This is a genomic window from Paraburkholderia atlantica (assembly GCF_009362785.1).
Lineage (GTDB): Bacteria > Pseudomonadota > Gammaproteobacteria > Burkholderiales > Burkholderiaceae > Paraburkholderia > Paraburkholderia atlantica.
This window is the reverse complement of sequence record NZ_WHNQ01000018.1, coordinates 131,174-153,940: the sequence shown is the minus strand read 5'-3', so window position 1 is coordinate 153,940 and position 22,767 is coordinate 131,174. Positions and strand designations below refer to the sequence as shown.

The window sequence follows — 22,767 nt, the reverse complement described above, 5'->3', positions numbered from 1 at the left end:
CCTTCTCCGATGACCTCAAGCCCGCTCAAACGCGAATCTTCACGATGTGCCGCATCCACAGAATGCCGAACAGCATGGCGACGCTCGCCGCCGCGATCATCTTGACGCCCGCCGGGTCGCGCCACAGCACGTTCAGGAACCCCGGGTTGATCGCCATCATCGCGCCGCCGACGCCGAACGGCAGCAAGCCGAGCACCCACGCGGACATCCTGCCTTCGGCGGAAAGCACGCGAACCTTGTCGAACAGCTTGAAGCGGTCGCGGATCAGCGCGGTGATGCCGTCGAGCACTTCGGCGAGATTGCCGCCCGTCTCGCGCTGGATCACGACGGCGATCACGAAGTAGCGCAGATCGCGAATCGGCACCCGGGTCGCCAGATTCGTCAGCGCCTCGCTGATCGACACGCCGTAGTTGATCTCGTCGAACACGATGCGGAACTCGCCGCTCATTGGCTCGGCGAACTCGGCGCCGACCATATCGATCGCGCCGGTGAATGCATGGCCCGAGCGCAATGCGCGCGACAGCATGTCGCAAACGTCCGGCAGTTGCCGTTCCAGCTGACGAATGCGCCGGTGGCGGCGCCGCTGCACGTAGACGATCGGCAGCGACGCGCAAAGAGCCGCGGCGCCCGCCGTAAAGAACCACGGCATCCTGAGGCTCGCGCCCACGATCAGCACGAACGGCGGCAACACCACACAAGTGCCGAAGAATCGACCGACCGACCAGGACAGTCCCGACTGCTGCAGAAACAGATCGAGCGCATGCACGCGCGGAATGCGCGACAGCAGCCGCGCGAGCACCGCCGACTCGGCCATCGTGCGCGTCTTCAGAATCGACAGACGCTGCCGGCTCATCGGGCCGCCGGCCGATACCGCGCGAATCCGCGAATCGACGCGGCGCGCGACCGGGCCGTGCCGGCTGTTCCAATACTCGTAGACGCCACCTGTAGCGAGCACCACGGCCGCGAACAACAGAATGATCGACGCGTAGAAAATCGGATTCATGCAAGTCTCCTGAAACAACGGGCAACGGGTCTGTGCGCGTTGCCCTTGCACGTCATGTCGTCTCGAAGCGCCGCGCCGGATCGTAGATCTGCTCCGACGGCGCCACGCCGAATGCCTGCAAGCGCTCGGCGAATTTGGGCCGCACGCCGGTCGCGCAGAAATGGCCGCGCACGTTGCCCTTCATATCGACGCCTGAGCGGCGGAACACGAAGATCTCCTGCATGTTGATCATGTCGCCCTCCATGCCGGTCAGTTCCGAAATGCTGACGATCTTGCGGCGCCCGTCGGTCAGACGCGTGGCTTGCACGACCACCGAAATCGCCGATGAAATCTGCTGGCGCATCGTACGTGTCGGCAGCGACAGGCCGCCGAGCGTCATCATGTTTTCGAGCCGCGTCAGCGCGTCGCGCGGTGTGTTCGCGTGGATCGTCGACAGCGAGCCTTCGTGGCCGGTGTTCATCGCGTTCAGCATGTCGAGCGCTTCGGCGCCGCGCACCTCGCCGAGAATGATGCGGTCGGGGCGCATCCGTAGCGCGTTGCGCACCAGCGTGCGCTGCGTGATCTCGCCGCGTCCCTCGATGTTCGGTGAACGCGTCTCCAGCCGCAGCACGTGTTGCTGGCGCAGCTGCAATTCGGCCGCGTCCTCGATCGTGACGATGCGCTCGTCGCCCGGAATGAATCCCGATAGCACGTTCAGCAGCGTAGTCTTGCCGCTGCCCGTGCCGCCCGACACGAGGATGTTCACCTTCGCGCGCGCGAGCGCGTCGAGCACTTCGGCCATCGGCGGCGTCAGGCTCTGCAATTCGATCAGGTCGGCAACCTGCAACGGATTGGCGGCGAAACGGCGAATCGACAGCAACGGGCCGTCGATCGCGCAGGGCCGGATGATCGCGTTCACGCGCGAGCCGTCCGGCAGACGCGCGTCGACCATCGGGCTCGATTCGTCGATATGGCGGCCCACGCCGGAGACGATCTTCTCGATCACCTTCATCAGATGCGCGTCGTCGTAGAAGGTCACGTCGGTCGCCTCCAGCCGGCCCCGACGCTCGACGTAGGTATGACGATGCGTGTTCACCAGAATGTCGGACACGGTCGGGTCGCGCAGCAGCACTTCGAGCGGACCGAAGCCGAACATTTCGTCGTGCACGTCGCCGACCAGTTGCCGGCGTTCGAGATCGTTGGCGGGCGCCTTCTGATCTTCGAGAATGCGGCCGATCAGCGTCGCGATCTCCTGGCGGACCTGCTCGGGCGGCAACCTCGACAGCCGTTCGAGCTCGACGCGCTCGAGCACGGCCTGATGAATTTCGCGTTTCAGTTTCTGGTAAGCGCCGCGCAACATGCCGGCGCCCGCCGGGTCCTGGCGTTCGCCCAGCGGCTGCACGCGTTGCGCGGAAATCTGCTCACGAAGCGACATGACGTTCCCCTGTTCTGATCGTGTGGCGTTGGAGCGTTAAAGCGTTTCGAGTTTCGGCGACGGCTGACGGCCGAGCAGCCGCCCGAACAGCGACTCGCCCTTCGCGCGCGAACGCCCCGGTTGGGTCGCGCGTGCCGCGATGTTTTCGGCGAGCGTCTGCAGGCTGCGCGCAACCCCGCTGCCGCGCGCGGTCTTCGACACCGGCAGTCCCTGGTTCATCGCATCGGTCACCGTTTCGGCATCCTCGGGGATCACCTGAAACGCGCTCATGCCGAGCACCGATTCGAGCGCCGCGCGCGGCCGCTCGCCATGCCGCGTATACCGGTTCAGGATCAGCCGCATCTGCTCCTGTGCGTAGCCGAGCGAGCACAGAATCTCCTGCAGCCGGCGGCCGGCGCGCACGTGCGGCATGCTCGCCTGCAGCACGAGATGAATCTGGTCGCTGCGATCTAGCGCGAGCATCGACAGCCGGTTCAGCGTCTGGCCGAGATCGAACAGCACGAAGTCGTAATGCGGTGCGGCGACACCGAGCAGCCACTCGAGACGGTCTTCCTTGACCTCGGCCGCCTTCACCGGATCGCCCGCGCCGGCGAGGATATGGAAGCTGTCGCTCACGTGCACGAGGCTCGTGTCGAAGAACGCGGCATCCATGCGTTCGATCTGCGCGCAGATTTGCGGCAGCGTCGACGGCGGCGTCTGGTCGGAGACCAGGAAAGCGGCATCGGCGAACTGCTGGTTCAGATCGATCAGCAAGACGCGCTTTTTCTGCGGCAGAGTCGCGATCGCATGCGCGACGTTCGCGGCGACGAAGCTGGTGCCCGCGCCGCCCTTGCACGACACGAACGACAGAATCCGCGTGTCGCGCGTGCCGCCTTGCAGGCACTGCGCCTGTGCGCGCTGCAACGCGTCACCGAACTGGCGCGAATCGAGCGGCCAGTTCAACACATCGCGAAAGCCCGCGCGCATTGCGGCGATCAGCGTCTGCGGCGACGCGTCGGGAATCAGCAGGATGCAGGTGAGCCGCCCATGCTCGCGATGCAGCCGCTCCACCACCGCGAGCTCCGCGTCCTTCAGCGACGCGGCGTCGACGATCAGCACGTCGAACGCATCGAGCGTGTCGCCGCGTTCGCCGAGCAGCGACGGCGTGCCCATCGCGCGCGTGATCCGGTAGTCGCCGGCTTCGCCGCTCAGATGCGCGATCTGAGCGAGCCGTGCACCGTCTTCAGAGAGAGCCAGGATGTTGATCATGATGTTCCCCCGCGTCCGCCATCACTGACTGCCGCCGCTGCTGCCGATGCCGATCACGAACGGACTGAACGTCGTGGCCGGCGTCTGGAACGACTTGTCGTACTGCTGCTGCGCGGCGACCGCGGCCCTGCCGTCGACGCCTGGCGTCGAAGGCGTGTGCTCGCCTGCATGCGGATCGATGATCTGCATCTGCGTTACGGTGCGCACGGCATCGCCGACGTGCGCGTCCCAGATCGGCGAGCTCGACATGCAGCCGCTCAACGAACCGCTCAGCGTGGCGCACACCGTCAGCAGCAACGCCGCGCGGCGCGTGATCAGAAGATGTTCGAGTTTCATGAGAGTCTCCTTCGCGGCGCGTTACGGGTTGAGCCGGGTGGCCTTGAGCGTCGGATTGCCTGGGCTCGCGGCATCGGCTTTGGCGAGCGTGGGTTCGGCGTTGGTTTGCGCTTGCGTTGCCGTTGCTGCCGACGTTGCCGCGGTTGTCGTCTTGTCGGTCGGTGGCATCGCCGCCGACGGTGCCGGCCGGTCCGCCTGGGTGTCGCGCGGCAGCAGCGCGGCGGGTGCGGCCGAGCCTTCCGCCGGTGCCGGCGTCGGAGCCGGTGCGGGCGCGGCGGGTGGCGTTTGCGGTTGCGCGGGCATCTGCGGCGCGTTCGGGCTCGCGGCGGGCCGACGGCCTTCCATGTTGCCGGTCGCGTAGACCGTGCCGTCCGACACGCCGGTGAAGCTATCGGTCGGCAGCGGATAGTCGCCCGGCGGCAGCGGCTTCACCAGATGCACGGTGACGATGAAGATCAGCTCCGTGCGATCCTGCTGGAACGACGTGCTGCGAAACAGAGCGCCGAGTACCGGCACTTCGCCGATGCCGGGCAGCGCCTTCAACGCGCCGGTGATGTTGTTCTGGATCAACCCGCCGATCGCGAAGCTCTCGCCGTCGTTCATCTGCACCGTCGTCGACGCGCGCCGCGTCGTGATCAGCGGCAGGATCGCGGTGCTGCTCGTGCCGGTCGCCTGCACGGTGACGCCGGTCGGCGACAGCTCCGACACTTCCGGCGCGACCTTCAGATTCACGCGGCTCCCGGCGAGCACGGTCGGCGTGAATTTGAGGCCGACGCCGAACTCTTCTTCCTGCAGCGTGATCGTCGAGCCACCCGTGCCGTTGCTTTGCGGCACCGGAATGAAGACCCGGCCGCCCGCGAGGAACGACGCCTCCTGCCCGCTCAGCGTGACGAGGTTCGGCTCCGCGAGAATCTTGCCGAGGCTGTCGCTCTTCTGCGCGTCGACGGCGATATTGAACGGCCGGTTGTTCGCCTTGCTCACCGCGATGCCGCTGCTGACACCGGCGAGCAGGCTGCTCACCAGCGCGCCGGTCCACGAACCGAAGCCGCCCTGGATGTTGACCGCCGCGCCCAACTGATTGAGCAGCGTCTTCGACACCTCGGCGACCTTCACTTCGAGCATCACCTGTTGCGGCGAATCGACCGACATCATGTTGATGACTTCGGAGCCCTTGCTAACACTCGAGCTTTGCTGCGAGATCGAGCCACCGTTCCCGAAGCTCGCGGTGCTCGACTGGTCTTGCTGCGTCGGTTGCGCACCCGCGTATGCGCCGGCGATGCTCATCGCCTGCTGCGCGGCCTGCCCGCTCGATACGCGGCCCGCGAGCACGAGGTTGCCGGCCGCGCTCGACACGCGGATGCCGCGCTCGTTCGGCAGCAGTTGCGCGAGTGTGCGTTGCAGCCCTTCGGCATCGACGCCGACGCTCACGTCGATGATCTGGCAAGCGCCGCTGCGGCCCTGCACGATCATGTTCGTGGTGCCGACGCTCATGCCGACCACGTACAGCGTGCGTTGCGACACGAGCGTCGCCTGCGCGACGACCGGATTGCCGAGCGTGCGGTTGCGCGCGGGCTCGACGAGCGGAACCAGGATCGACTTGCCGACCGCCACCGACACGTTCGATTCGTCGCGAATCTCGCCGGTGCAGTTCGGCCCGGTCAGCTGCGCGGGGGCGACCATCCGGCCGCTCGTCGCGCCGGTCGGCATCGGCGTGTTGCTGACCAGCATCGGCACGGCGCCCCGGCCGACCGGCAGCGGCGCGGCCTGCGCGCCCCAGCCCGGCGGCATTTGCGCGGCGGCCATCGTTTGTGCCGCGCTGTCGTGCGCAACCGTCAATCCGGCGCATAGCGCGGCGGCGAGCACCGTGCCGCCAAGCGAGCGGCAATGCTTGCCGCCACCGGATGAGAACCGTTGTTGTGTTTTCATGTTGCTGCCCCCGTCGCTCGATAGGTGAACCGAGACGTCTCTTGATTGCCTTCTGATTCAGATCGCGGCGTCACTCAAAAACCGGCACGCCGCGACCGCGCTAGAAACATTCGACGCTGCCCGTCACCCCCGACAGCACGCCGACGCAATCGCGCTTGGGCGCTGGACGTGCCGCATAGTGCGTGCGCACCGGATGCACTTCGGGTGCAGCCGGAGCCGAAGCCGGCACCGGCACGTCGAGCAAGGTCAGCTTGGTCGCGCCGCCGGTGCTCGGGGTCTGCTTGTCGACCTGATTGCGCAGCACCAGCGACAGCGTGCCGACGCTGCGCGCGAGGTCGAGCTTCTCGGCCTGCTCGGGCGTCACCTCGAGCGTCACCGCGTTGACCACTTTCGGCGCGGTGTCGTCGCGGCTCACCTGCTGCGCGACCGCAAGCACGAGGATCTTTTCGAGCACGATCTTCGAGATGCTTTGCGATGCGTCGGTCTTGTTCGCCTGCTGCGTGTTGACGATCACGTCGACGTAGTTGCCCGGCAGCGCGAAGCCCGCGACGCCGACCACGTCATTGACGCGCACCGTGATCGCGCGATGGCCTTCGCCGATCACCGCGGACAGGCCACCCTTCGTGCCCTGCGGCGCAAGCTTCGATTCGAGCACCGGCTCGCCGGGCGCGAGACTCGTCAGCAGCACGCGTCCTTCGAGCGCCTTGCCGTCGGCGAACGCGCCGGGCGGCACGCTCGAAGTCGGCCAGCTGACCATGTGAATCAGGTTCTGGTTCAGCGGCTGGCCGAGACTGATGTCCGACGACGCCACCGCAACCGATGTCACCGCGGCCGACGATGTCTGCAGCAACCAGCGCGACGCGAAACTCACGGCCGCGAGGCCCGCCAGCACGGCGATCGTCAGCATCACTAAAGCCCGACTGTTTTTCATGGCAACACTCCCGCATCGTTCAGTGGAAACGTCCGGTTACAACGCGGCCGCGAACAGCATTCCGAGGGTGCCGGCCGCGATCGCAACGCCGTAGGGAATCGACCCGACCGATCCGGACCGCGCATCGATCAGGCTCGGTTGTTTGAGCGGCGCGACGGCGAGCCCGCCGATCAGTTGCCGCAGATTCGCGAGCAAGCGCGCGAATCTGCCGCGGCACAGCACGATCAGCAGCGACCAGAGTCCGCCGATCAGAAAAGTGGCGAGCGCGATCCGCCAGGTCAGCGCGGATCCAACCCATGCGCCGATCATCGTCAGCAGCTTCACGTCGCCGGCAGCCATGCCCCGCAGCAGATAGAACGGCAACAGCAAAGCGAAGCCGCATGCGGCGCCGCTAAGCCAGTCGAGCGCGCCGGCGAGCGGCCCGTGAATCGACATCTGCACGGCAAGCGCGACGGCGAGTCCGAGTACGATCAGGCGATTCGGAATGCGCCGCGCGGTGAGATCCGTGCTCGCTGCCACGATCGCCAGCACGATCACGCACAGCGGTACAGGATGTGGCGGCAGAAGTGGCAGCGTCATGATGACCTCGTGATGGATGATCCAGCCGTGTCAGATCGAGTCGGCGAGATTGTTGAAAATCGCGCTGAGGTTGGTGCCGAGCGTGGTCACGCCGCCGATGATCAGCAGTGCAATCAGGCCGGCGAGCAGACCGTATTCGATGGCGGTCACGCCGTCTTCGTCATGCATGAAAAGCGCCGCGCGAGCCAACAGATTCTTCATGTCAGATCTCCTTTTTCGAGTGGGAAAGGCGACGGACGAAGCGCCAGGTCCGTCCGTCGGCACCACGACTCAGACCGAGTCCGCGAGGTTGTTGAATATCGTCTGCAGATGCTGGCCGAGCAGGGTGACGCCACCGATGATCAACAGCGCGATCAGGCCGGCGAGCAGCCCATATTCGATGGCGGTCACGCCGTCTTCGTCACGAACGAAACGGGCTGCGGTAGCGATGATGTTCTTCATGATTCGACTCCTGTGGAAGACTAACTAATGGAACCCGTTACCAGGATTGGCGTGGGCGATGGCACTACGGGCACTGCAGGGAACTGCGGGAAACTGCTGGTTAGTCTCGCCGCACGGTCGGCGTTGCGCGGTGTTTGGCCCGCGTGGTCGCAACGCTGTTTGGCGACACGAACTGGAGGAAACGGGGGAAGTGAAGGGGCAGCTGCCGGGCAAGCCGCAGCATGGCGGCCGCGTGCCGCTGACGCAGCATGGCCGCACGATGTACGCCGCTGATGGGCTTGTTATCGCCGCGCAGTCGCGTGAACTTGTTGTGCATACATCCCCCGTCTTTCGTGCTTTTTTCTTGGCGCCGGCTCGAGGCCAGCACCCGCTAGTCAGTCGACGTTGGCCCTCTCTGTCGCCAGGGTGTGCTGTCTGTCCAGGTCCGCAGCATCGTGTCGTCGACTTCCGCGCACTCCCCATTGCAAGGACGAGACCAGCTTTGCGAAAACAGCGTAACGACGCGGGTTCGAGCCGACGCGCCTCCAGCCTCGCGCCGTCTTCGCGTCCGGAATGTCCGAATCCGCAACGTTTTGCATGGCCCGTCGAGCACTTCGCGGAACGCGTAAAGTCCCGCCCGGCAAGGCTCGGCATTTTTTGGCCAGGACTTTCCCTGAGCCGGTAAAAACGAAATATCGCTGAGAAATCGGCCTTGCCGAATGGCGCTCCGGTCCAAAGCGTCTCATCGCTGAGACGGCTTGGTGCGTTGGCGCACACAAAGCTGACCGTTTGGCCCGCTATTTGGGTGAATCGGCAGGGTACGACTCGCGGACAGGAAAACGCGAGCTTGAAAGTCGCATAAATTTCCGCCAACAATGAGCTGACCGGTTCAGCGCAACGACACAGATTTTGATTCGATGTCACGCGCAGACACATACAAGACGGAATCGATAAACAGAACGAACGGAGGGTCGACAGACCCGATCCGGACCACACGGGGGCGGGGATCATGTACGCATCACAGCTACGCATGCGCAGCGGCGACAGCGAGATTCACGGCTGGCTCACGCATGAGCGCATCGTCTTCTACTGCAGCGGGATGTGCGTGTTGTACGTGGTGATCATCGGGTTGTGGGCCTATGCGAGTCACGGCTTCACCGACCAGCGCCTCACGCGTCCCGGCGAGGACTTTTCGATTTTCTGGTCGGCCTCGTATGGACTGCTGCACGGTTCGGCGATGCAGGTCTACGACCATGCATCGTTCGACAAGCTTCAGCGGCTGCTCTTCACGAACGTCAGCCACGACAGCGTGATGCCCTGGCTCTATCCGCCGACGTTCCTCGTGTTGATCTCGCCGCTCGCGCTCTTGCCGCGGCTCGTGATGTACTTCGTGTTCGTCGGCGGCGGCATCGCGCTGCTCAGTGCGGGCACGCTGCGTGTGTCGGGCCTTGCCGACAGCTTCAGAGGATCGCGCTTCGCATGGTTCGTCGTCGCGGTCTCGCCGTGCGTGTTCGTGACAGCCCTCTTCGGCCAGAACTCGCTGCTGACCGCGGGCATCGCCGCGCTGACACTGCATTGGCTGCGTCGCCATCCGGTACGCGCGGGGCTGTGCCTCGGCCTGCTCGCGATCAAGCCGCAGATGGCCGTGCTATTTCCGCTCGTGCTGATTGCCGCGCGCGCATGGCGCACGCTGGCGGCCGCCGCGTTCAGCGCGGCGCTGTTCGGCGTGGTCAGCGTGCTGGTCTGCGGCGTGCAATCGGTGCGGCTCTTCTTCGTCAACACCGGCATTGCGCGCGAGACGCTGCTCGAACAATGCCGCGGCTACTGGCTCGCGTCGCCGACCGTGTTCGCTGTGCTGCGCGAGGGCGGTGCGCCGATCGTCGCGGCCTTTGCGGCCCAGGCCTGCGTTGGACTCATAGCCGCGGCGGCCGCATGGCACGTGTGGCGAAACACGCGCGACACGCGGCTGCGCGCGTCGAGCCTCGTCGTCGCTACGTTGCTGACGAACCCATACGTGTGGCACTACGAACTCGCGTGGCTCGGCATCGCGACGGCCAGCCTGATCGCGCTCGGCCTCGACAAAGGCTGGCTGCGCGGCGAGCAGAGCGTGATTGCGCTCGCGTGGCTGTTGCCGGTCTACGAACTCTTCAACCGCACGGCCGAGTTGCCGCAGATCGGCCCGATCGTTCTGCTGCTAGTGCTGCTGATCGTCGTGCGCCGCGTGCGCGTAAAGGACGAAGAACGCGACGAGCGCGCCGCCCTCGCCTATTCGCACGCGGCTCGAATCATTCGATAAACGGGGAAGCGTGATGCCTACTCATACAACTACGCCACTGATCTCGCTCGTCGTGCCGTTCTACAACGAGCAGGACGCGGTCGAACGCTTCTTCGCGGCAGTCGTGCCGGTGCTCGAATCGATCGACGGCACGCGCTTCGAGATCGTCTGCATCAACGACGGCAGCAGCGACGCGACGCTCGATCGGCTGATCGCGCAGAGCAGCCACGATCGGCGCATTCGCGTGATCGACCTGACGCGCAACTTCGGCAAGGAAGCGGCGCTGACCGCCGGCATCGACGAAGCATTCGGCGATGCGGTGATTCCAATCGACGCGGACCTGCAGGACCCGCCGAGCCTGATCCCGGTGATGGTCGAGCATTGGCGCGATGGCGCCGAAGTGGTCGCCGCCAAACGCACGAACCGGCTGTGCGATACGTTCGCCAAACGCACGGCGGCCGCGCTCTACTATCGCGTGCACAACGCGCTGTCCGAAGTGAAGCTGCCGGAGAATGTCGGCGACTTCCGGCTGATCGATCGTCAGGTGGTCAACGCGCTACGCAGCCTGCCGGAGCGCCGCCGCTTCATGAAGGGCCTGTTCGCGTGGGTCGGCTATCGCACCGTGATCGTCGAATACGAACGCGAGCCGCGCAGCGCCGGTCACTCGAAGTTTTCCGGCTGGCGGCTGTGGAACTTCGCGCTCGAAGGCATCACGAGCTTCAGCACGGTGCCGTTGCGCAGCTGGACTTATATCGGACTGTCCATCGCGACGCTTGCGTTCGTCTACGGCGGGTTCGTCATCGGCCGCACGCTGTGGTCGGGCAATCCGGTGCCCGGTTACGCGTCGACGATCTCGGTGATGCTGTTCATGGGCGGCATCGAGCTGATCGGCATCGGCGTGATCGGCGAATACGTCGGCCGCATTTACTACGAGTCGAAGGAACGGCCCGTTTATCTGGTGCGGCGTCGCTATCAGGCGAAGAGCAAAGTCAGCATGTTGCCGGGCGTGCGCCAGGATGCGCGCGCGGCCCATGTGGGGCGCGTCGAGCTGACACGCAGGCGTGCCGCGCCGCGGTTTCGCGTAGTCGGCCACTGAAAGCGGAGGACTTCATCATGTCTCCCGATGCATACCTCGAAATGGCCGAGACCGAAGCCGGGCACTGGTGGTTTCGCGCGCGGCGCGACGTGCTGCGCACGCTGCTCGAGCGGCTCGCGTTACCGCGCCGCGCGCGCGTGCTCGAAGTGGGCTCCGGCACCGGCGGCAACCTCGACATGCTGGCCGGCTTCGGCATCGTCAGCGGCCTCGAGATGGACCCGACCGCTCGGGCGCTGAGCGCGCGCAAGACTGGCAAGCAGTTCGACATCCGCGCCGGCCACTGCCCCGACGACGTGCCGTTCAACGGCGAACGCTTCGACCTGATCTGCTTCTTCGACTGCCTCGAACATATCGCCGACGACGCCGGCTCGCTCGCGCGCATGCGCGATCTGCTGACGCCTGGAGGCCGCATCGTCGTGACGGTGCCGGCCGGACAACATCTGTGGAGTGCGCACGATGTTTTCCTGCACCACCACCGCCGCTATAGCCGCGTCTCGCTGATGCGCTGTGCGGCTGCGGCGGGCTACGAAGTCGAACGCATCAGCTATTTCAACACGTTGCTGTATCCGATCGCGGTGGTCGCGCGTTGGGCCGATCGGCTGCTGCATCGCAAGCATTCGAGCGGCGACGCGATCCCACCGTGGCCGCTCAACGCGGCGCTGTACCGCGTTTTCAGCGCCGAGCGCCACTGGCTCGCGCATGCGCCGCTGCCTTTTGGCGTATCGCTGTTCGCGGTCCTGCGCAAGCGCGAAGGAGCGTCGCGATGATGCCGGTGGAACGGGTCAAGCTGATGCGCTTTGGCGCGAGCGGCGTCATCGCGACCGGCGTGCACGTGTGCATTGCGCTGACGCTGATCGCGGACGCGGGCATGTCGCCGGCGTGGGCCAACGCGATCGCGTTTACATGGGCGACGGCGGCCTCGTATCTGTTGAACACGTTCTGGAGTTTTTCGGCGCTGCCCGCGTTGATGAACGCTGGGCGGTTCGTGCTCGTATCGCTGGGCGGCCTGACGTTGACCGCGCTCGTATCGCGGCTGACGCAGCTCGCGGGCGGCCCGCCCGCGCTCGGTATCGCGCTCGTCGTGTGCGTGGTGCCGCCGCTCACGTTCATAGCGCATCGGTGCTGGACGTATCGCTGAATACGAAGCACGGGTAACGCGGCTCACGCCGTGCGCAACGCCTTCTGACACGCCGCGAGTACCGCGCCGCCCGCAAGCAGCAGAGCCGAATACACGAGCCCGCGCGCGAGCCCGGCGCCATCCGATACCCAGCCGATCACGACCGGCCCGACGATCTGCCCGAACGCGAACACGATCGTGAAGGCGCTGATGCCCTTCGCCCAGTGGCTCGCGGGCAGATTGTGGCGCACGAACGCGGTCGTCGATGCGACCGCCGACAGGAACGTCGCGCCGAACAGCGTGCCCGAAACGAACGCGACCCACGGCTGAGTGAAGAGCGCAGGCAGCAGCGTCGCGATCGCTAGCAGCGCGTTGAGCACGGCGAGCGCCTGGCCGCCGCGCATGCGATCGAGCAGCGTCGACCAGATCCGCGCCGACACTACGGTCGCCGCGCCGAGCAGCAGATAAAAGCCGGTGACGACCGCCGCGCTCATGCCGGCGTTGCGCAGCAGCGCGACGATGAAGGTCATGTAGCCGATATAGCCGACGCCGAACAGTCCGTAGCCCGCGAGCGCGGCCGCGTAGTGCGGCCAACCCGGCGCGGAGGTGGCGCCGGCTGCATGCGCGGCAGCCGCCGCGCTCATATGTGCGCGCTCGATTCTGCGCGACGCGCCGATCGCGACCGCGGCGAACAACGCGCAGGCCGCCGCGAGCGCGAACCACGCGAACTGCCAGCCGTGGACGGCATCAAGGATCGTCACCGGCACCAGCACCGACGACGCGACGATCCCCCAGCCGGTGCCGCCGTAATACAGGCCGAGCACGAGCCCCGCGTCGCGCGGACGCGCCGACGCGAGCCGCGCCGCGAGCACGCCGCCGCCGATGAAGATCGCCGCGCTGCTCGCGCCGGTGATCACGCGCAGTGTCAGCAGCGCATCCGTGCTGGCGGTGAGACCGCTGCCGGCCATCAACAGCGCGGTCAGCACGCAACCGCCCGCGAACAGCGCCCCCGCCGACCAACGGCGCGCGAGGCGCGGAAACACCAGCGCGCCGAGCAGATAGCCGAGCGCGTTCGCGGTGTTCATCGCGCCGGCCTGCGCGAAGCTCCAGCCGAGGTCCAGCTTCATCGCCGGCAACAGTAGCGCGTAGGCGAAGCGCGCGAAACCGAGCGCTGCCGCGCTGCCGAGCGATAGCGCGGCGGCCAGCAGCAGTGTCGGCAGACGTTGGGCGGGTATCGTGGTTGGAGCGTGCGATGCGGTGTCGGCGGAACGGGAGGACATGGGCGGACGGACCTGAACGAGAACGCTGCGAGCCGGTTCTGATTGGACGATGTGTTGGACGTATGCGGCAGATTGCCATGATAGCCGGGAGAGACGTTTCGCCGCGAGCTTCTCGCTCGAACTCGTGAGACACGGCACGTGGCAGTTGATCGATCTGCCGATGGGCGGCAAGGTTCGCGCGGCGGCAACGGTCGCGCACCGGTAGACAAGGTATCGATGATCGGCTGGCCGAAGAGGACTGCACGCTAGCGCTTCGCGCGCGCTCTACCCGCCCGCCCCTTCCGGCTCATGCGGCACGAGCCGCGCTTTCGCGTGGCGCATCTTTTCCAGTGTTTCGGGCCCGGCCTTCAGCGCGACGCCGATCGCGAGCGCATCCATGATGCACAGATGCACGAGCCGCGACACGCCCGGCGTATTCGGATCGATCGGGCTCGCCACGCGCAGCAGCAGCGGAATATCGACCAGCCATGCGAGCCGCGAGCCGACGTTGGTCAGCGCGATCGTCGTCGCGCCGCGCTCCTTCGCGATCTGGATGCTTTCGTTGACTTCGACGCTGCGCCCCGAATGCGAGATCGCAAACGCGACGTCGCCGGGCTCCATCAGGCCCGCGTAAAGACGCTGCAAATGACCATCGGTGAACGCGGCCGCCGCGATGTCGATGCGCAAAAACCGCAGCGCCGCATCCTGCGCGACGAGCCCCGAACCTGAACCCACACCGAAGAAAAACACGCGCCGGGCGCTCACGAGCGCCGCGATCGCGCTTTCGACCACCGCGGGATCGAGCGCGCCGCGCGCATGCGTAATGCCGTCGATCGCCGCTTCGCCGACCTTGTCCATCAAGGTCTGCACGTCGTCGTCGCGCGCGACCGCAGTCGACGCATACGGCAATCCGCCGGCCACGCTTTGCGCGAGCTGCATCTTGAAGTCGCGCAGACCGTGCGCACCGATCGCGCGGCAAAAACGCGTGACGGAAGGCTCGGACACTTCGGCCCGCTGCGCGAGATCGGTGATGCTCGCGCGCATCGCGAAGTCGACGTCGGCGAGCACCATGTCGGCGACCTTGCGCTCGGCGGGCCGCAGACTCGCGAGTGCGTTGCGGATATGGGGAATCAAGTTCGGTGCGGACACCCGGTGTTCCTTAGGGGCTGTTTCATATGGTTCCGCGTCGCTCGCAGCTTCTTCGGCTTCAATCGGCCTGATCGAACCGGGTTCGAATCACGCGGTTCAGACCAGCCTGCGCCCACTCTCCGTATCGAACAGATGAATGTGTTCGGCCGGCAGACGCAACGCAACGCGCTGACCGGGCTCGATCTTCGAGCGTTCGCGCGTCGTCACGCACCACGCGGAGCCGCCTATTTTCCCGTACAAGTGCGTCTCGGCGCCAGTTGGCTCGATCACTTCGACGTCGAGCGCGGCATCCGGTATCTGCGTCGTGATCTCGATGTGCTCGGGCCGCACGCCGAGCGTGGCCTGCGCACCCACCACGGCCGACGCAGGCGTGCGTTCGAGCGCGACCTCGCTGCCGTCCGCGAGCTTCAACGCGAGGCCCTCACCCTGGGTGCGATTGACGATCACGCCCTCGACGAAATTCATCGACGGCGAGCCGAGGAAGCTCGCGACGAACAGATTCGCCGGCCGGTCATAGAGTTCGAGCGGACGGCCGATCTGCTCGATACGTCCCGCGTTCATCACGACGATGCGATCGGCCATCGTCATCGCTTCGATCTGATCGTGCGTGACGTAGATCACCGTGTTCTTCAGGCGCTGATGCAGCGCCTTGATTTCGGTGCGCATCTGCACGCGCAGCTTAGCGTCGAGATTCGACAGCGGCTCGTCGAACAGGAACAGCGACGGCTCGCGCACCACCGCGCGGCCCATCGCGACGCGTTGCCGCTGACCGCCCGACAGCGCGCGCGGCAAACGGTCGAGATAGCCGCTGAGGTTCAGCATCTTGGCGGCGGCATCGATGCGCGGCTTGAATTTCTCCGCGGATTCCTTGCGGATTCTCGGACCGAACGCAATGTTTTCATACACCGACAGATGCGGATACAGCGCGTAGCTCTGGAACACCATCGAGATATTGCGCTGCTGCGGCGCGAGCGTATTCGCGCGCGTGCCGCCTATCATCAGATCGCCGCCGCTGATTTCCTCCAGCCCGGCCACCATCCGCATCAGCGTGCTCTTGCCGCAGCCCGACGGACCGACCAGCACGACGAACTCGCCGTCGTCGATGTCGAGATCGATGCCGTGCACGACCTGGGTGTCGCCATAGCGTTTGAAGATGCCGCTCAGTTGCACTGCTGCCATGCTGTCCTCATTGTCTTGCTGCGTGTTGTATTGCGGGTGTCGTAGTGCGGGCGCGGCGCGCGGCTCAGAACGATTCGAGCGTCAACTCCTGCGCCATTAGCCGGTTGCCCGCCATCAAGCCGCCATCGACCGGCAACGCGACTCCGGTGATCACGCGCGCTTGCGGCGACGCGAGAAACAGCACCGCGTCGGCGATGTCGTCGGGCGTCGCGAAGTCGCGCAACGGGTACCACTTCTTAAGGTCCTCGAACACCTGCGGATTCTTGTCGACACGTGCCTGCCACGCCTGCGTCTTCACGGTGCCCGGACACACGATGTTCGCGCGAATGCCGTGGCGGCCCAGCTCGATCGCGAGCGCCTTCGTATAGCTGATCAAGCCGGCCTTCGCGGCGCTATACGCGGGATGACCGAGCGCGGCGAGACCGTTCACCGAGCCGATCAGCACGAGCGCGCCGCGTTGACGTTCGATCATCGACGCGCGCACCGCCTCGACCGTGTGATACGTGCCGTTCAGATTCAGATGGATGTCGCGCTGCCAGCTCACGGCGTCGGTAGTCGCGAGCGACGCGCCGAGCGCCGCGCCCGCGTTCGCGACCAGCACGTCGACCGGTCCGCGCTGTGCGACTGCAGCGGCGACCGCTTGCTGCACCGCGGCGGCGTCGCCGAGATCGACCGCGACCGGCACGATTTTGTCTGCGCCCTGTTGTGCGCCGAGACGCGCGCTCAGCGCTTGCAGCGCGGCCGCGTCGATGTCGAGCGCGAGCACGGTGTCGCCCGCCTCGACGAAGCGCTCGCACAACACGCTGCCGATACCGCCGCATGCGCCCGTTACCAATACGACACGATCCATGTGTTCCTCGCTCGTTCGCCCGGCCGATTCGGCCGTCTTGCCGTCGCCTTCCGCCACCCGGCTTGCGTCGCGCGCAACGCTGTAAATTTCTTACAAAAGCGTTTTTCGGCGACTGCCCGGTCATCCCGAAGAGTGGGTTTTCAAACCATCGCGCAGTGCAGAATACCCCATGCTTTCCAGCATCTTATGCACAAAATCACCGAGGAAAAAATATCGCAGACCCTACGTGACAAGCTATTTTGCGTCATGTAGGATTTTTTCAAACAATTTACCCAAGGCGGCCGGCGACGGCAGCAAACCACCCACAGGAGAGAGAAAAATGTCGTTGCATGCCCGTGCTTCCCTCGCGCTAGGCAAAGTCGCCGTGGCGCTCGCGTTTGCAGGTATCGCCGTGTCGGCCCATGCCGAAACGGTCCGCGTGACGGTCGCCCATTACAGCGACGCAACCGCGCCGTACTTCGAGAAAATGGCCCGCAACTTCGAGAAGGCCAACCCCGGCACGACCATCAAGATCGAAGACGTGAACTGGGACACGCTGCAACAGAAGCTGCAAACGGACATCTCCGGCGGCGCCAACGCGGACCTCGCGATCGTCGGCACGCGGTGGCTGCTCGACTTCGTGAAGGACGACGTCGCCGAGCCGCTCGACGGCTACATGGACGCGAACTTCAAGGCCCGCTTCATCGGTCCGTTCCTCGCGCCTGGCCAGATCAACGGCAAGACCTACGGGCTGCCCATCGCCGCGTCCGCGCGCGCGCTGTACTACAACAAGGACATGCTCGCGAAGGTCGGCTACCCCGACGGTCCGAAGACCTGGAACGACGTGATCGATGCATCGAAGAAGCTGAAGGCGCAAGGCATCGCCGGCTTCGGTCTGCAAGGCAAGGAAATCGAAACCGACGTCTACTATTACTACGCGCTGTGGACGATGGGCGGCGACGTGGTCGGCAAGGACGGCAAGGCCGCCTTCAATTCGCCGGCGGGCGTGAAGGCCGCCACGATGTACAAGCAGATGATCGACCAGGGTCTCACGCAACCGGGCGTCACCGGCTATAGCCGCGAAGACGTGCAGAACCTGTTCAAGCAGGGCCGTGTCGCGATGGTGATCTCCGCGCCGTTCCTCGCGAAGCAGATCAAGAAGGAAGCGCCGAACCTGAAGTACGGCATCGATCCGGTACCGATGGGCACGACGCACGCCACCTACGCGGTCACCGACTCGATCGTGATGTTCAAGAACTCGAAGGCGAAGAAGACCGCGTGGAAGTTCCTCGACTATCTGTTCACGAAGGAACCGCGCGTCGAGTTCACGACGACCGAAGGCTTCCTGCCGACCACGAAGGCCGAAGCGGCGGACCCGGCGTTCAACGATCCGGACATCAAGGCGTTCATCGCGTTGCTGCCCACGGCTCACTTCGCGCCGACCGTGACCGGCTGGGAAGACACCGCGAAGGCCGTGACCGACTCGATGCAAGCGATATATCTGAACAAGGCGCAACCGGCTGACGCGTTGAATGCGGCGGCTGCGCAGGCGAACAAGTCGCTCGGTCATTGATACTCGGCTTGCGGCAGTAACGAGACGAACAGGGGACGCGCGGCGCCGTAGCTAAAGCGCCGCGCGTTGCGCCACGCCACCCCACCATTCGAGCCTATGCAGCACGACGCACCCACCGGCCCATTCCGTCGCGCCCGCCGCCAGAAAGCGGGCGCGTCTTACGATCGAGCACGCATGAGCCGTTCCGTTTCTCCGCGCGCGAATGCGCCCTGGTTGCTGATTGCGCCGAGCCTCGTGCTGGCGCTGTTCATCATCAGCTATCCGATTTTCAACATCGTGTGGCAATCGCTGCACGAGGTGTCGCGCTTCGGCGCGATTCGCGACTTCACCGGCGCGCAGAATTTCATCAACGTATTCGAGGACCCGGTGTTTCTCGCTTCGGTACGCCGCACGATCATCTGGACCGTGTGCGTGGTGGGCGGCACGGTGCTGATCTCGGTACCTGTCGCGCTGATTCTGAACCAGGACTTTCACGGCCGCGGTGTGGCGCGCACGATCGTGATGCTGCCGTGGTCCGTGTCGCTGACGATGACCGCCGTCGTCTGGCGCTGGGCCTTCAACGACGACTACGGCATGGTCAACGTCACGCTGCAGCGGCTCGGCCTGATCAGCGGCCCGATTCACTGGCTCGCGACGCCCGAATTCGCGTTCCCCGTCGAAATCGCGGTCGGCATTCTGGTGTCGATTCCGTTCACGGTGACGATTTTTCTTGGCGGCCTGTCTTCGGTTCCAGGCGATATCTACGAAGCCGCGCGTATCGACGGCGCGAGCGCCTGGCAGCAGTTCCGTCAATTGACGATGCCGCTGTTGCGCCCGTTCATCAACATGGCGATCCTGCTGAACGTGATCTACGTGTTCAACTCTTTTCCGATCATCTGGGTGATGACGCAAGGCGGGCCCGACAACAGCACGCACATCCTCGTCACCTATCTGTACGAACTCGGCTTCCGGCTCGGACGTCCCGGCGAAGCGGCCGCCGTTTCGCTGATCATGCTCGTGATGCTGTTCGTGTTCTCGATCGCTTATCTGCGTCTGCAACGCGCGAAAGAAGGAGTGCCGTCATGAGTCTGAGCGCGAAGACCAAACGCTCGCTGTGGTGCTGGATCGCGCTGACGCCGCTCGTGATCGTCATACTGTTTCCGTTCGCGGTGATGTTCTTCACCTCGGTCAAGCCCGCGTCGGAGATCTTCGTCTATCCGGCGCGCTGGCTGCCGGTGCAGTGGCAGTGGCGCAATTTCGTCGACATGTGGGACGCGGCCAACTTCGGCGTCGCGCTGCGCAACAGCACGATCATCAGCTGCCTGTCGACCGCGCTCGCACTCGCGGTGAGCCTGCCCGCCGCTTACGCGCTCGCGCGCTTCCCGTTTCGCGGACGCGGCCTGTATCGGCAGTTCCTGCTCGTCACGCAGATGCTGTCGCCGATCCTGCTGGTGGTCGGCCTGTTCCGGCTCGCGGCGATGATTCCATGGGGCGACGGCAACCTGGTCGATTCGAGGATCGGCGTGATCGTGTCGTACGCGGCGTTCAATATCGCGTTCGCGGTGTGGATGCTGTCGTCGTACTTTCAGACCGTGCCGCAGGATCTCGAGGAATCCGCGTGGCTCGAAGGCTGCAGCCGTACGCGCGCAGTGTTCAAGGTATTTCTGCCGCTCGCGGTGCCGGCGATCGTCGTGACCGCGATCTTCACGTTCATCAATGGGTGGAACGAGTTCGCGGTCGTCTATACGTTGATCCGCTCGCCGGAAAACAAGACGCTGACCGTGCAGGTGACCGATATGGTGGCGGGCAAGTACGTGGTCGAATGGCATCTGGTGATGGCCGCGACCTTGGGTGCGACGTTGCCGGTTTCGATCGTGTTTGCGTGGTTGCAGCGTTATATGGTGAAGGGGCTCGCGCTCGGCGCGGTGAAATAACCGGCTGCGCGGCGCGTGCCGCGCAGCGTGTGAATGCGGCCCGCGCGTCAGTCGGCGCCGCGCACGATGCGCAGATCGCGCTCGACACCATCGCCCAATGCGGCCAGCGCCTTCTTGTACTGCTCGCTTTCATAAGCGGCGACGGCCGCTTCGTAGGTCGGGAATTCGATCACGACCGTGCGCTCCTTGAGGCCCTGCTCGCGCGCCTCGTCCGCCACGCCCCGCACGAGAAATTTGCCACCCGCCGCCGCTACCGCGGCCGGGGCGAGTTGCGCGTACGCAGCCAGTTTCTGCGGATCGTTCGTCTTCCGGTACGACGACACCCAATAACCTTTGCTCATTCGAATCTCCTTGTGTGATGGAACAACGCGGGACGAAAGCGGACCATAGCGGTCGCTGTCCTGCATGGTAACAAAGCGGGCTGGCTCGCGACGCCCTGCCGTCACCGCACATTCCATTTGACTGTCAGCCGGTCGCGGCCCACCACGGCGACGCTCAGTGGCACCGCGCCGCCGCGGGCCACGACTTCGGTATGCTGCATCGCCCGCGCCGCGTCCGCCGCTCGCGCCAGCGGACCGTAGAGTTCCGGGCGGCGCCTTTCGAGCCACCGGCGCCCGACGCTCTCAGCGATCAACGCCGTATCCAGTTCGGCGGACACGAATGCGCTTTCACCGCCGGCGCTGTCGGCTAGAACGCGGCCGCACGGGTCGACAATCAATGCGGAGTCCATTTCGCCGACGTGCGCGTTGCCTTTCTCGCTGCCGCCCTCGGTCGCTGCGCTGAATGCGACGAACATGCCGTTATCGGCCGCGCGTGCTGGCAACCAGCGGCTCAGCGCGCCAATCGGGTCGCGCTTGGCGCATTGACTCGCGCTCAGATAGCGCCGGTGCGGTGCGATCAGCAGCGTGGCGCCCATCAGCGCGGTGGTGCGAACGTTTTCGATCAGATAGTTGTCGGCGCCGATCAGCACGCCGATGCGAACGCCCCACGCCGTGTCGAAGACGGTGAAGCGGTCGCCGCATTCGACGCGCCGATGCTCGAACGCATACAGCTTGCGATGACAATGACGGATGCCGCCAGGCATGCAAATCACGTAGCTGTTGAAGATACGCCCGTCCGGGGCACGCTCGAACAGGCCGACACCGGCACCGACACCCGTCGCTTCGACCGCGTCGGCGACCGCGCTGACTGACGGTCCATCGAGCGGCTCGGCCAGCGCCTGGAATTCACGCCGACTTAGCTTCGCCAGACTCGCGCACTCGACCAGACACGCTTCCGGAAACACCGCGAGCCCGATCCCTTCGTGCGCGGCACGCGCAAGCCGCTCCGCGATAAGTGAAACGCGATTGACCGGTGGCGAGATCCCTCCACCCGATAATTCCAGCGGAACGGCGGCAACCCGCAGCATCGAAGCAGACACGGCAAACACCTCATAAACGACGATTCGGATAGCCTCATTGGACCCGCCGGGCATCGATAAGTAAAATGAATATTTTGATCCGTTCGATACGCTAAGAGAATGGAACTGAAGTTGTTGCGTGCTTTCGTGACCGTGGCCGAACAGCGCCACTTCGGTCACGCCGCCGACCACCTGTGCGTGAGCCAGCCCGCGCTGAGCAAGCAGATCGTTGCGCTCGAGTCGAGTCTCGGCGCGCGCCTGTTCGTGCGCGGCCGGCATGGCGCCGAACTGACCGCGTTCGGTGAAGCGTTTCTGGCCGATGCCATCGCGCTGATCCGGGATGCCGATGAGGTTCTCGCGCGCGCACGCGAGGCGGGCAGCGGCAAGCGCGGTGCATTGCGCATCGGTCTCGGGCTCTCCACCCTCGACTTCGCGCCACCGCTGATCGCCGAATTCCGGCGGCTCAATCCGAACGTATCCGTCACGCTCAACGATCTGTCGTCGGCCGAGCAAAGCAGACGGTTGCTTGCCGGCAAGCTCGACGTCGGTTTTCTACGCTTGCCCACGGAGGGCGGACTGGCATCGTTCGCCGTGCTCGATGAACAACTGGCGCTCGCGTTGCCGCGAAACGCGAGCGTCAAGCGCCTGCCTGCCAATCTGGACCGGCTGAACGAGACGGGATTCATTGCGCTCGCGCGCGGACGCGGGCCGGGACTGGCCGCGCAGATCGATCGGTGGTGTGGCGCGCATGGTTTCGTGCCGCGCGTGATCCAGCAAGCCGACGACATCCAGACGGTGCTCGCGACCGTCGCCGCTGGCGTCGGCGCGGCGTTCGTGCCGTCGCGGGTGCAATCCCTGCTGCGCGATGCGACCGTCATACCGCTACGCGATGTCGCGGCGCGCTGGCGTGTCGGACTCGCATGGGAGCCTGCGCGCGACGATCCGGTGACCGCGCGTTTCGTCGAGTTCGTACGTGGCGCGGCGAAATCGACGGGACGCGCCCCAAAGAGCATCTGACGCGCATAACGCGAACTGTCTCTTCCAGCATCGCAAAACGACTTAGCGATTAAGCGTTTTGTGCACTAGGCTTGCCTTTGCACACTTCAAGCGATGGATCAAAG

At 65.3% G+C, this 22,767-nt stretch carries 24 protein-coding genes; 8 read left to right on the top strand and 16 right to left on the bottom strand.

Going from position 1 to position 22,767, the window contains the following annotated elements; all coding sequences use genetic code 11:
- Positions 1 to 25 precede the first annotated feature (25 nt).
- The 10 genes from GCT19_RS24370 to GCT19_RS24325 all read right to left on the bottom strand — a co-directional run bounded on the left by GCT19_RS24370 (position 26) and on the right by GCT19_RS24325 (position 8,194).
- Positions 26 to 1,003, bottom strand: a complete 978-nt coding sequence (locus GCT19_RS24370; protein WP_152853322.1) for a type II secretion system F family protein — start codon at positions 1,001 to 1,003, stop codon at positions 26 to 28.
- A gap of 52 nt (positions 1,004 to 1,055) precedes the next feature.
- On the bottom strand, positions 1,056 to 2,417 hold the full coding sequence (locus tag GCT19_RS24365) for a CpaF family protein (protein ID WP_152853321.1): 1,362 nt from the start codon (positions 2,415 to 2,417) through the stop codon (positions 1,056 to 1,058).
- Positions 2,418 to 2,453: 36 nt separating this feature from the next.
- Entirely contained in the window at positions 2,454 to 3,665 is a 1,212-nt protein-coding gene (locus GCT19_RS24360) for an AAA family ATPase (RefSeq protein WP_152853320.1), read from the bottom strand.
- A gap of 21 nt (positions 3,666 to 3,686) precedes the next feature.
- Complete coding sequence (locus GCT19_RS24355) at positions 3,687 to 4,001, bottom strand: hypothetical protein (RefSeq protein ID WP_152853319.1); 315 nt, start codon at positions 3,999 to 4,001, stop codon at positions 3,687 to 3,689.
- Positions 4,002 to 4,022: 21 nt separating this feature from the next.
- On the bottom strand, positions 4,023 to 5,927 hold the full coding sequence (locus GCT19_RS24350) for a type II and III secretion system protein family protein (protein ID WP_152853318.1): 1,905 nt from the start codon (positions 5,925 to 5,927) through the stop codon (positions 4,023 to 4,025).
- Between the two features lie 100 nt (positions 5,928 to 6,027).
- Positions 6,028 to 6,858 carry a Flp pilus assembly protein CpaB gene (gene cpaB / locus GCT19_RS24345; protein WP_026228747.1) on the bottom strand — a complete coding sequence of 277 codons (831 nt, stop codon included), beginning with the start codon at positions 6,856 to 6,858 and terminating at the stop codon, positions 6,028 to 6,030.
- A 36-nt stretch (positions 6,859 to 6,894) separates the two neighbouring features.
- Entirely contained in the window at positions 6,895 to 7,437 is a 543-nt protein-coding gene (locus GCT19_RS24340; RefSeq protein ID WP_152853317.1) for an A24 family peptidase, read from the bottom strand.
- A 30-nt stretch (positions 7,438 to 7,467) separates the two neighbouring features.
- The gene (locus GCT19_RS24335; RefSeq protein WP_018435757.1) at positions 7,468 to 7,638 is read right to left on the bottom strand and encodes a Flp family type IVb pilin; all 171 of its coding nucleotides are present in this window, start codon (positions 7,636 to 7,638) and stop codon (positions 7,468 to 7,470) included.
- Positions 7,639 to 7,707: 69 nt separating this feature from the next.
- Positions 7,708 to 7,878: a Flp family type IVb pilin gene (locus tag GCT19_RS24330; protein ID WP_013092552.1), complete on the bottom strand. Its 171-nt coding sequence runs from the start codon at positions 7,876 to 7,878 to the stop codon at positions 7,708 to 7,710.
- 100 nt (positions 7,879 to 7,978) lie between these two features.
- On the bottom strand, positions 7,979 to 8,194 hold the full coding sequence (locus GCT19_RS24325; RefSeq protein WP_018435758.1) for a hypothetical protein: 216 nt from the start codon (positions 8,192 to 8,194) through the stop codon (positions 7,979 to 7,981).
- Between the two features lie 672 nt (positions 8,195 to 8,866).
- On the opposite strand from GCT19_RS24325, the gene GCT19_RS24320 reads away from it, so the two are divergent.
- From GCT19_RS24320 to GCT19_RS24305, 4 genes are read left to right on the top strand one after another with little or no spacing between them, the layout of a single operon-like run.
- Positions 8,867 to 10,153, top strand: a complete 1,287-nt coding sequence (locus GCT19_RS24320; RefSeq protein WP_013092554.1) for a glycosyltransferase family 87 protein — start codon at positions 8,867 to 8,869, stop codon at positions 10,151 to 10,153.
- Between the two features lie 13 nt (positions 10,154 to 10,166).
- Entirely contained in the window at positions 10,167 to 11,228 is a 1,062-nt protein-coding gene (locus GCT19_RS24315) for a glycosyltransferase family 2 protein (protein ID WP_152853316.1), read from the top strand.
- A gap of 17 nt (positions 11,229 to 11,245) precedes the next feature.
- Entirely contained in the window at positions 11,246 to 11,995 is a 750-nt protein-coding gene (locus GCT19_RS24310; protein ID WP_026228750.1) for a class I SAM-dependent methyltransferase, read from the top strand.
- Positions 11,992 to 12,366 carry a GtrA family protein gene (locus tag GCT19_RS24305; RefSeq protein ID WP_018435762.1) on the top strand — a complete coding sequence of 125 codons (375 nt, stop codon included), beginning with the start codon at positions 11,992 to 11,994 and terminating at the stop codon, positions 12,364 to 12,366. The genes GCT19_RS24310 and GCT19_RS24305 overlap by 4 nt, the downstream gene beginning before the upstream one ends.
- 23 nt (positions 12,367 to 12,389) lie before the next feature.
- Here the strand turns inward: GCT19_RS24305 and GCT19_RS24300 are convergent, their stop codons facing one another.
- From GCT19_RS24300 to GCT19_RS24285, 4 genes are all read right to left on the bottom strand, one after another.
- Positions 12,390 to 13,625: a YbfB/YjiJ family MFS transporter gene (locus GCT19_RS24300; RefSeq protein ID WP_018435763.1), complete on the bottom strand. Its 1,236-nt coding sequence runs from the start codon at positions 13,623 to 13,625 to the stop codon at positions 12,390 to 12,392.
- 264 nt (positions 13,626 to 13,889) lie between these two features.
- Positions 13,890 to 14,753 carry a MurR/RpiR family transcriptional regulator gene (locus tag GCT19_RS24295; protein WP_176135263.1) on the bottom strand — a complete coding sequence of 288 codons (864 nt, stop codon included), beginning with the start codon at positions 14,751 to 14,753 and terminating at the stop codon, positions 13,890 to 13,892.
- A 96-nt stretch (positions 14,754 to 14,849) separates the two neighbouring features.
- Positions 14,850 to 15,932, bottom strand: coding sequence for an ABC transporter ATP-binding protein (locus GCT19_RS24290; RefSeq protein ID WP_018435766.1), 1,083 nt, complete (start codon positions 15,930 to 15,932; stop codon positions 14,850 to 14,852).
- A gap of 64 nt (positions 15,933 to 15,996) precedes the next feature.
- The gene (locus tag GCT19_RS24285) at positions 15,997 to 16,782 is read right to left on the bottom strand and encodes an SDR family oxidoreductase (protein ID WP_026228751.1); all 786 of its coding nucleotides are present in this window, start codon (positions 16,780 to 16,782) and stop codon (positions 15,997 to 15,999) included.
- Positions 16,783 to 17,101: 319 nt separating this feature from the next.
- On the opposite strand from GCT19_RS24285, the gene GCT19_RS24280 reads away from it, so the two are divergent.
- From GCT19_RS24280 to GCT19_RS24270, 3 genes are all read left to right on the top strand, one after another.
- The gene (locus GCT19_RS24280) at positions 17,102 to 18,334 is read left to right on the top strand and encodes an ABC transporter substrate-binding protein (RefSeq protein WP_018435768.1); all 1,233 of its coding nucleotides are present in this window, start codon (positions 17,102 to 17,104) and stop codon (positions 18,332 to 18,334) included.
- 174 nt (positions 18,335 to 18,508) lie between these two features.
- Positions 18,509 to 19,399, top strand: a complete 891-nt coding sequence (locus GCT19_RS24275; RefSeq protein ID WP_018435769.1) for a carbohydrate ABC transporter permease — start codon at positions 18,509 to 18,511, stop codon at positions 19,397 to 19,399.
- Positions 19,396 to 20,247: a carbohydrate ABC transporter permease gene (locus GCT19_RS24270; RefSeq protein ID WP_018435770.1), complete on the top strand. Its 852-nt coding sequence runs from the start codon at positions 19,396 to 19,398 to the stop codon at positions 20,245 to 20,247. Before GCT19_RS24275 ends, GCT19_RS24270 begins: the two co-directional genes overlap by 4 nt.
- A gap of 47 nt (positions 20,248 to 20,294) precedes the next feature.
- Here the strand turns inward: GCT19_RS24270 and GCT19_RS24265 are convergent, their stop codons facing one another.
- Entirely contained in the window at positions 20,295 to 20,588 is a 294-nt protein-coding gene (locus tag GCT19_RS24265) for a DUF1330 domain-containing protein (protein WP_008924173.1), read from the bottom strand.
- A 101-nt stretch (positions 20,589 to 20,689) separates the two neighbouring features.
- The gene (locus tag GCT19_RS24260) at positions 20,690 to 21,721 is read right to left on the bottom strand and encodes a nitrilase-related carbon-nitrogen hydrolase (RefSeq protein ID WP_018435771.1); all 1,032 of its coding nucleotides are present in this window, start codon (positions 21,719 to 21,721) and stop codon (positions 20,690 to 20,692) included.
- A gap of 45 nt (positions 21,722 to 21,766) precedes the next feature.
- Here GCT19_RS24260 and GCT19_RS24255 point away from each other — a divergent pair, with 45 nt between their 5' ends.
- Positions 21,767 to 22,663 (top strand): LysR substrate-binding domain-containing protein, encoded by an 897-nt coding sequence (locus GCT19_RS24255; RefSeq protein WP_018435772.1) that lies wholly within the window; start codon positions 21,767 to 21,769, stop codon positions 22,661 to 22,663.
- The last annotated feature ends 104 nt before the right edge of the window (positions 22,664 to 22,767 follow it).

Coding starts and splice junctions, on each gene's coding strand:
- GCT19_RS24285 (WP_026228751.1), bottom strand. CDS start 16,782: ATGGATCGTGTCGTATTGGTAACGGGCGCATGCGGCGGTATCGGCAGC.
- GCT19_RS24260 (WP_018435771.1), bottom strand. CDS start 21,721: ATGCCCGGCGGGTCCAATGAGGCTATCCGAATCGTCGTTTATGAGGTG.
- GCT19_RS24305 (WP_018435762.1), top strand. CDS start 11,992: ATGATGCCGGTGGAACGGGTCAAGCTGATGCGCTTTGGCGCGAGCGGC.
- GCT19_RS24300 (WP_018435763.1), bottom strand. CDS start 13,625: ATGTCCTCCCGTTCCGCCGACACCGCATCGCACGCTCCAACCACGATA.
- GCT19_RS24270 (WP_018435770.1), top strand. CDS start 19,396: ATGAGTCTGAGCGCGAAGACCAAACGCTCGCTGTGGTGCTGGATCGCG.
- GCT19_RS24320 (WP_013092554.1), top strand. CDS start 8,867: ATGTACGCATCACAGCTACGCATGCGCAGCGGCGACAGCGAGATTCAC.
- GCT19_RS24280 (WP_018435768.1), top strand. CDS start 17,102: ATGTCGTTGCATGCCCGTGCTTCCCTCGCGCTAGGCAAAGTCGCCGTG.
- GCT19_RS24290 (WP_018435766.1), bottom strand. CDS start 15,932: ATGGCAGCAGTGCAACTGAGCGGCATCTTCAAACGCTATGGCGACACC.
- GCT19_RS24340 (WP_152853317.1), bottom strand. CDS start 7,437: ATGACGCTGCCACTTCTGCCGCCACATCCTGTACCGCTGTGCGTGATC.
- GCT19_RS24350 (WP_152853318.1), bottom strand. CDS start 5,927: ATGAAAACACAACAACGGTTCTCATCCGGTGGCGGCAAGCATTGCCGC.
- cpaB (WP_026228747.1), bottom strand. CDS start 6,858: ATGAAAAACAGTCGGGCTTTAGTGATGCTGACGATCGCCGTGCTGGCG.
- GCT19_RS24315 (WP_152853316.1), top strand. CDS start 10,167: ATGCCTACTCATACAACTACGCCACTGATCTCGCTCGTCGTGCCGTTC.
- GCT19_RS24370 (WP_152853322.1), bottom strand. CDS start 1,003: ATGAATCCGATTTTCTACGCGTCGATCATTCTGTTGTTCGCGGCCGTG.
- GCT19_RS24325 (WP_018435758.1), bottom strand. CDS start 8,194: ATGCACAACAAGTTCACGCGACTGCGCGGCGATAACAAGCCCATCAGC.
- GCT19_RS24360 (WP_152853320.1), bottom strand. CDS start 3,665: ATGATCAACATCCTGGCTCTCTCTGAAGACGGTGCACGGCTCGCTCAG.
- GCT19_RS24355 (WP_152853319.1), bottom strand. CDS start 4,001: ATGAAACTCGAACATCTTCTGATCACGCGCCGCGCGGCGTTGCTGCTG.
- GCT19_RS24275 (WP_018435769.1), top strand. CDS start 18,509: ATGAGCCGTTCCGTTTCTCCGCGCGCGAATGCGCCCTGGTTGCTGATT.
- GCT19_RS24310 (WP_026228750.1), top strand. CDS start 11,246: ATGTCTCCCGATGCATACCTCGAAATGGCCGAGACCGAAGCCGGGCAC.
- GCT19_RS24330 (WP_013092552.1), bottom strand. CDS start 7,878: ATGAAGAACATCATCGCTACCGCAGCCCGTTTCGTTCGTGACGAAGAC.
- GCT19_RS24365 (WP_152853321.1), bottom strand. CDS start 2,417: ATGTCGCTTCGTGAGCAGATTTCCGCGCAACGCGTGCAGCCGCTGGGC.
- GCT19_RS24335 (WP_018435757.1), bottom strand. CDS start 7,638: ATGAAGAATCTGTTGGCTCGCGCGGCGCTTTTCATGCATGACGAAGAC.
- GCT19_RS24265 (WP_008924173.1), bottom strand. CDS start 20,588: ATGAGCAAAGGTTATTGGGTGTCGTCGTACCGGAAGACGAACGATCCG.
- GCT19_RS24255 (WP_018435772.1), top strand. CDS start 21,767: ATGGAACTGAAGTTGTTGCGTGCTTTCGTGACCGTGGCCGAACAGCGC.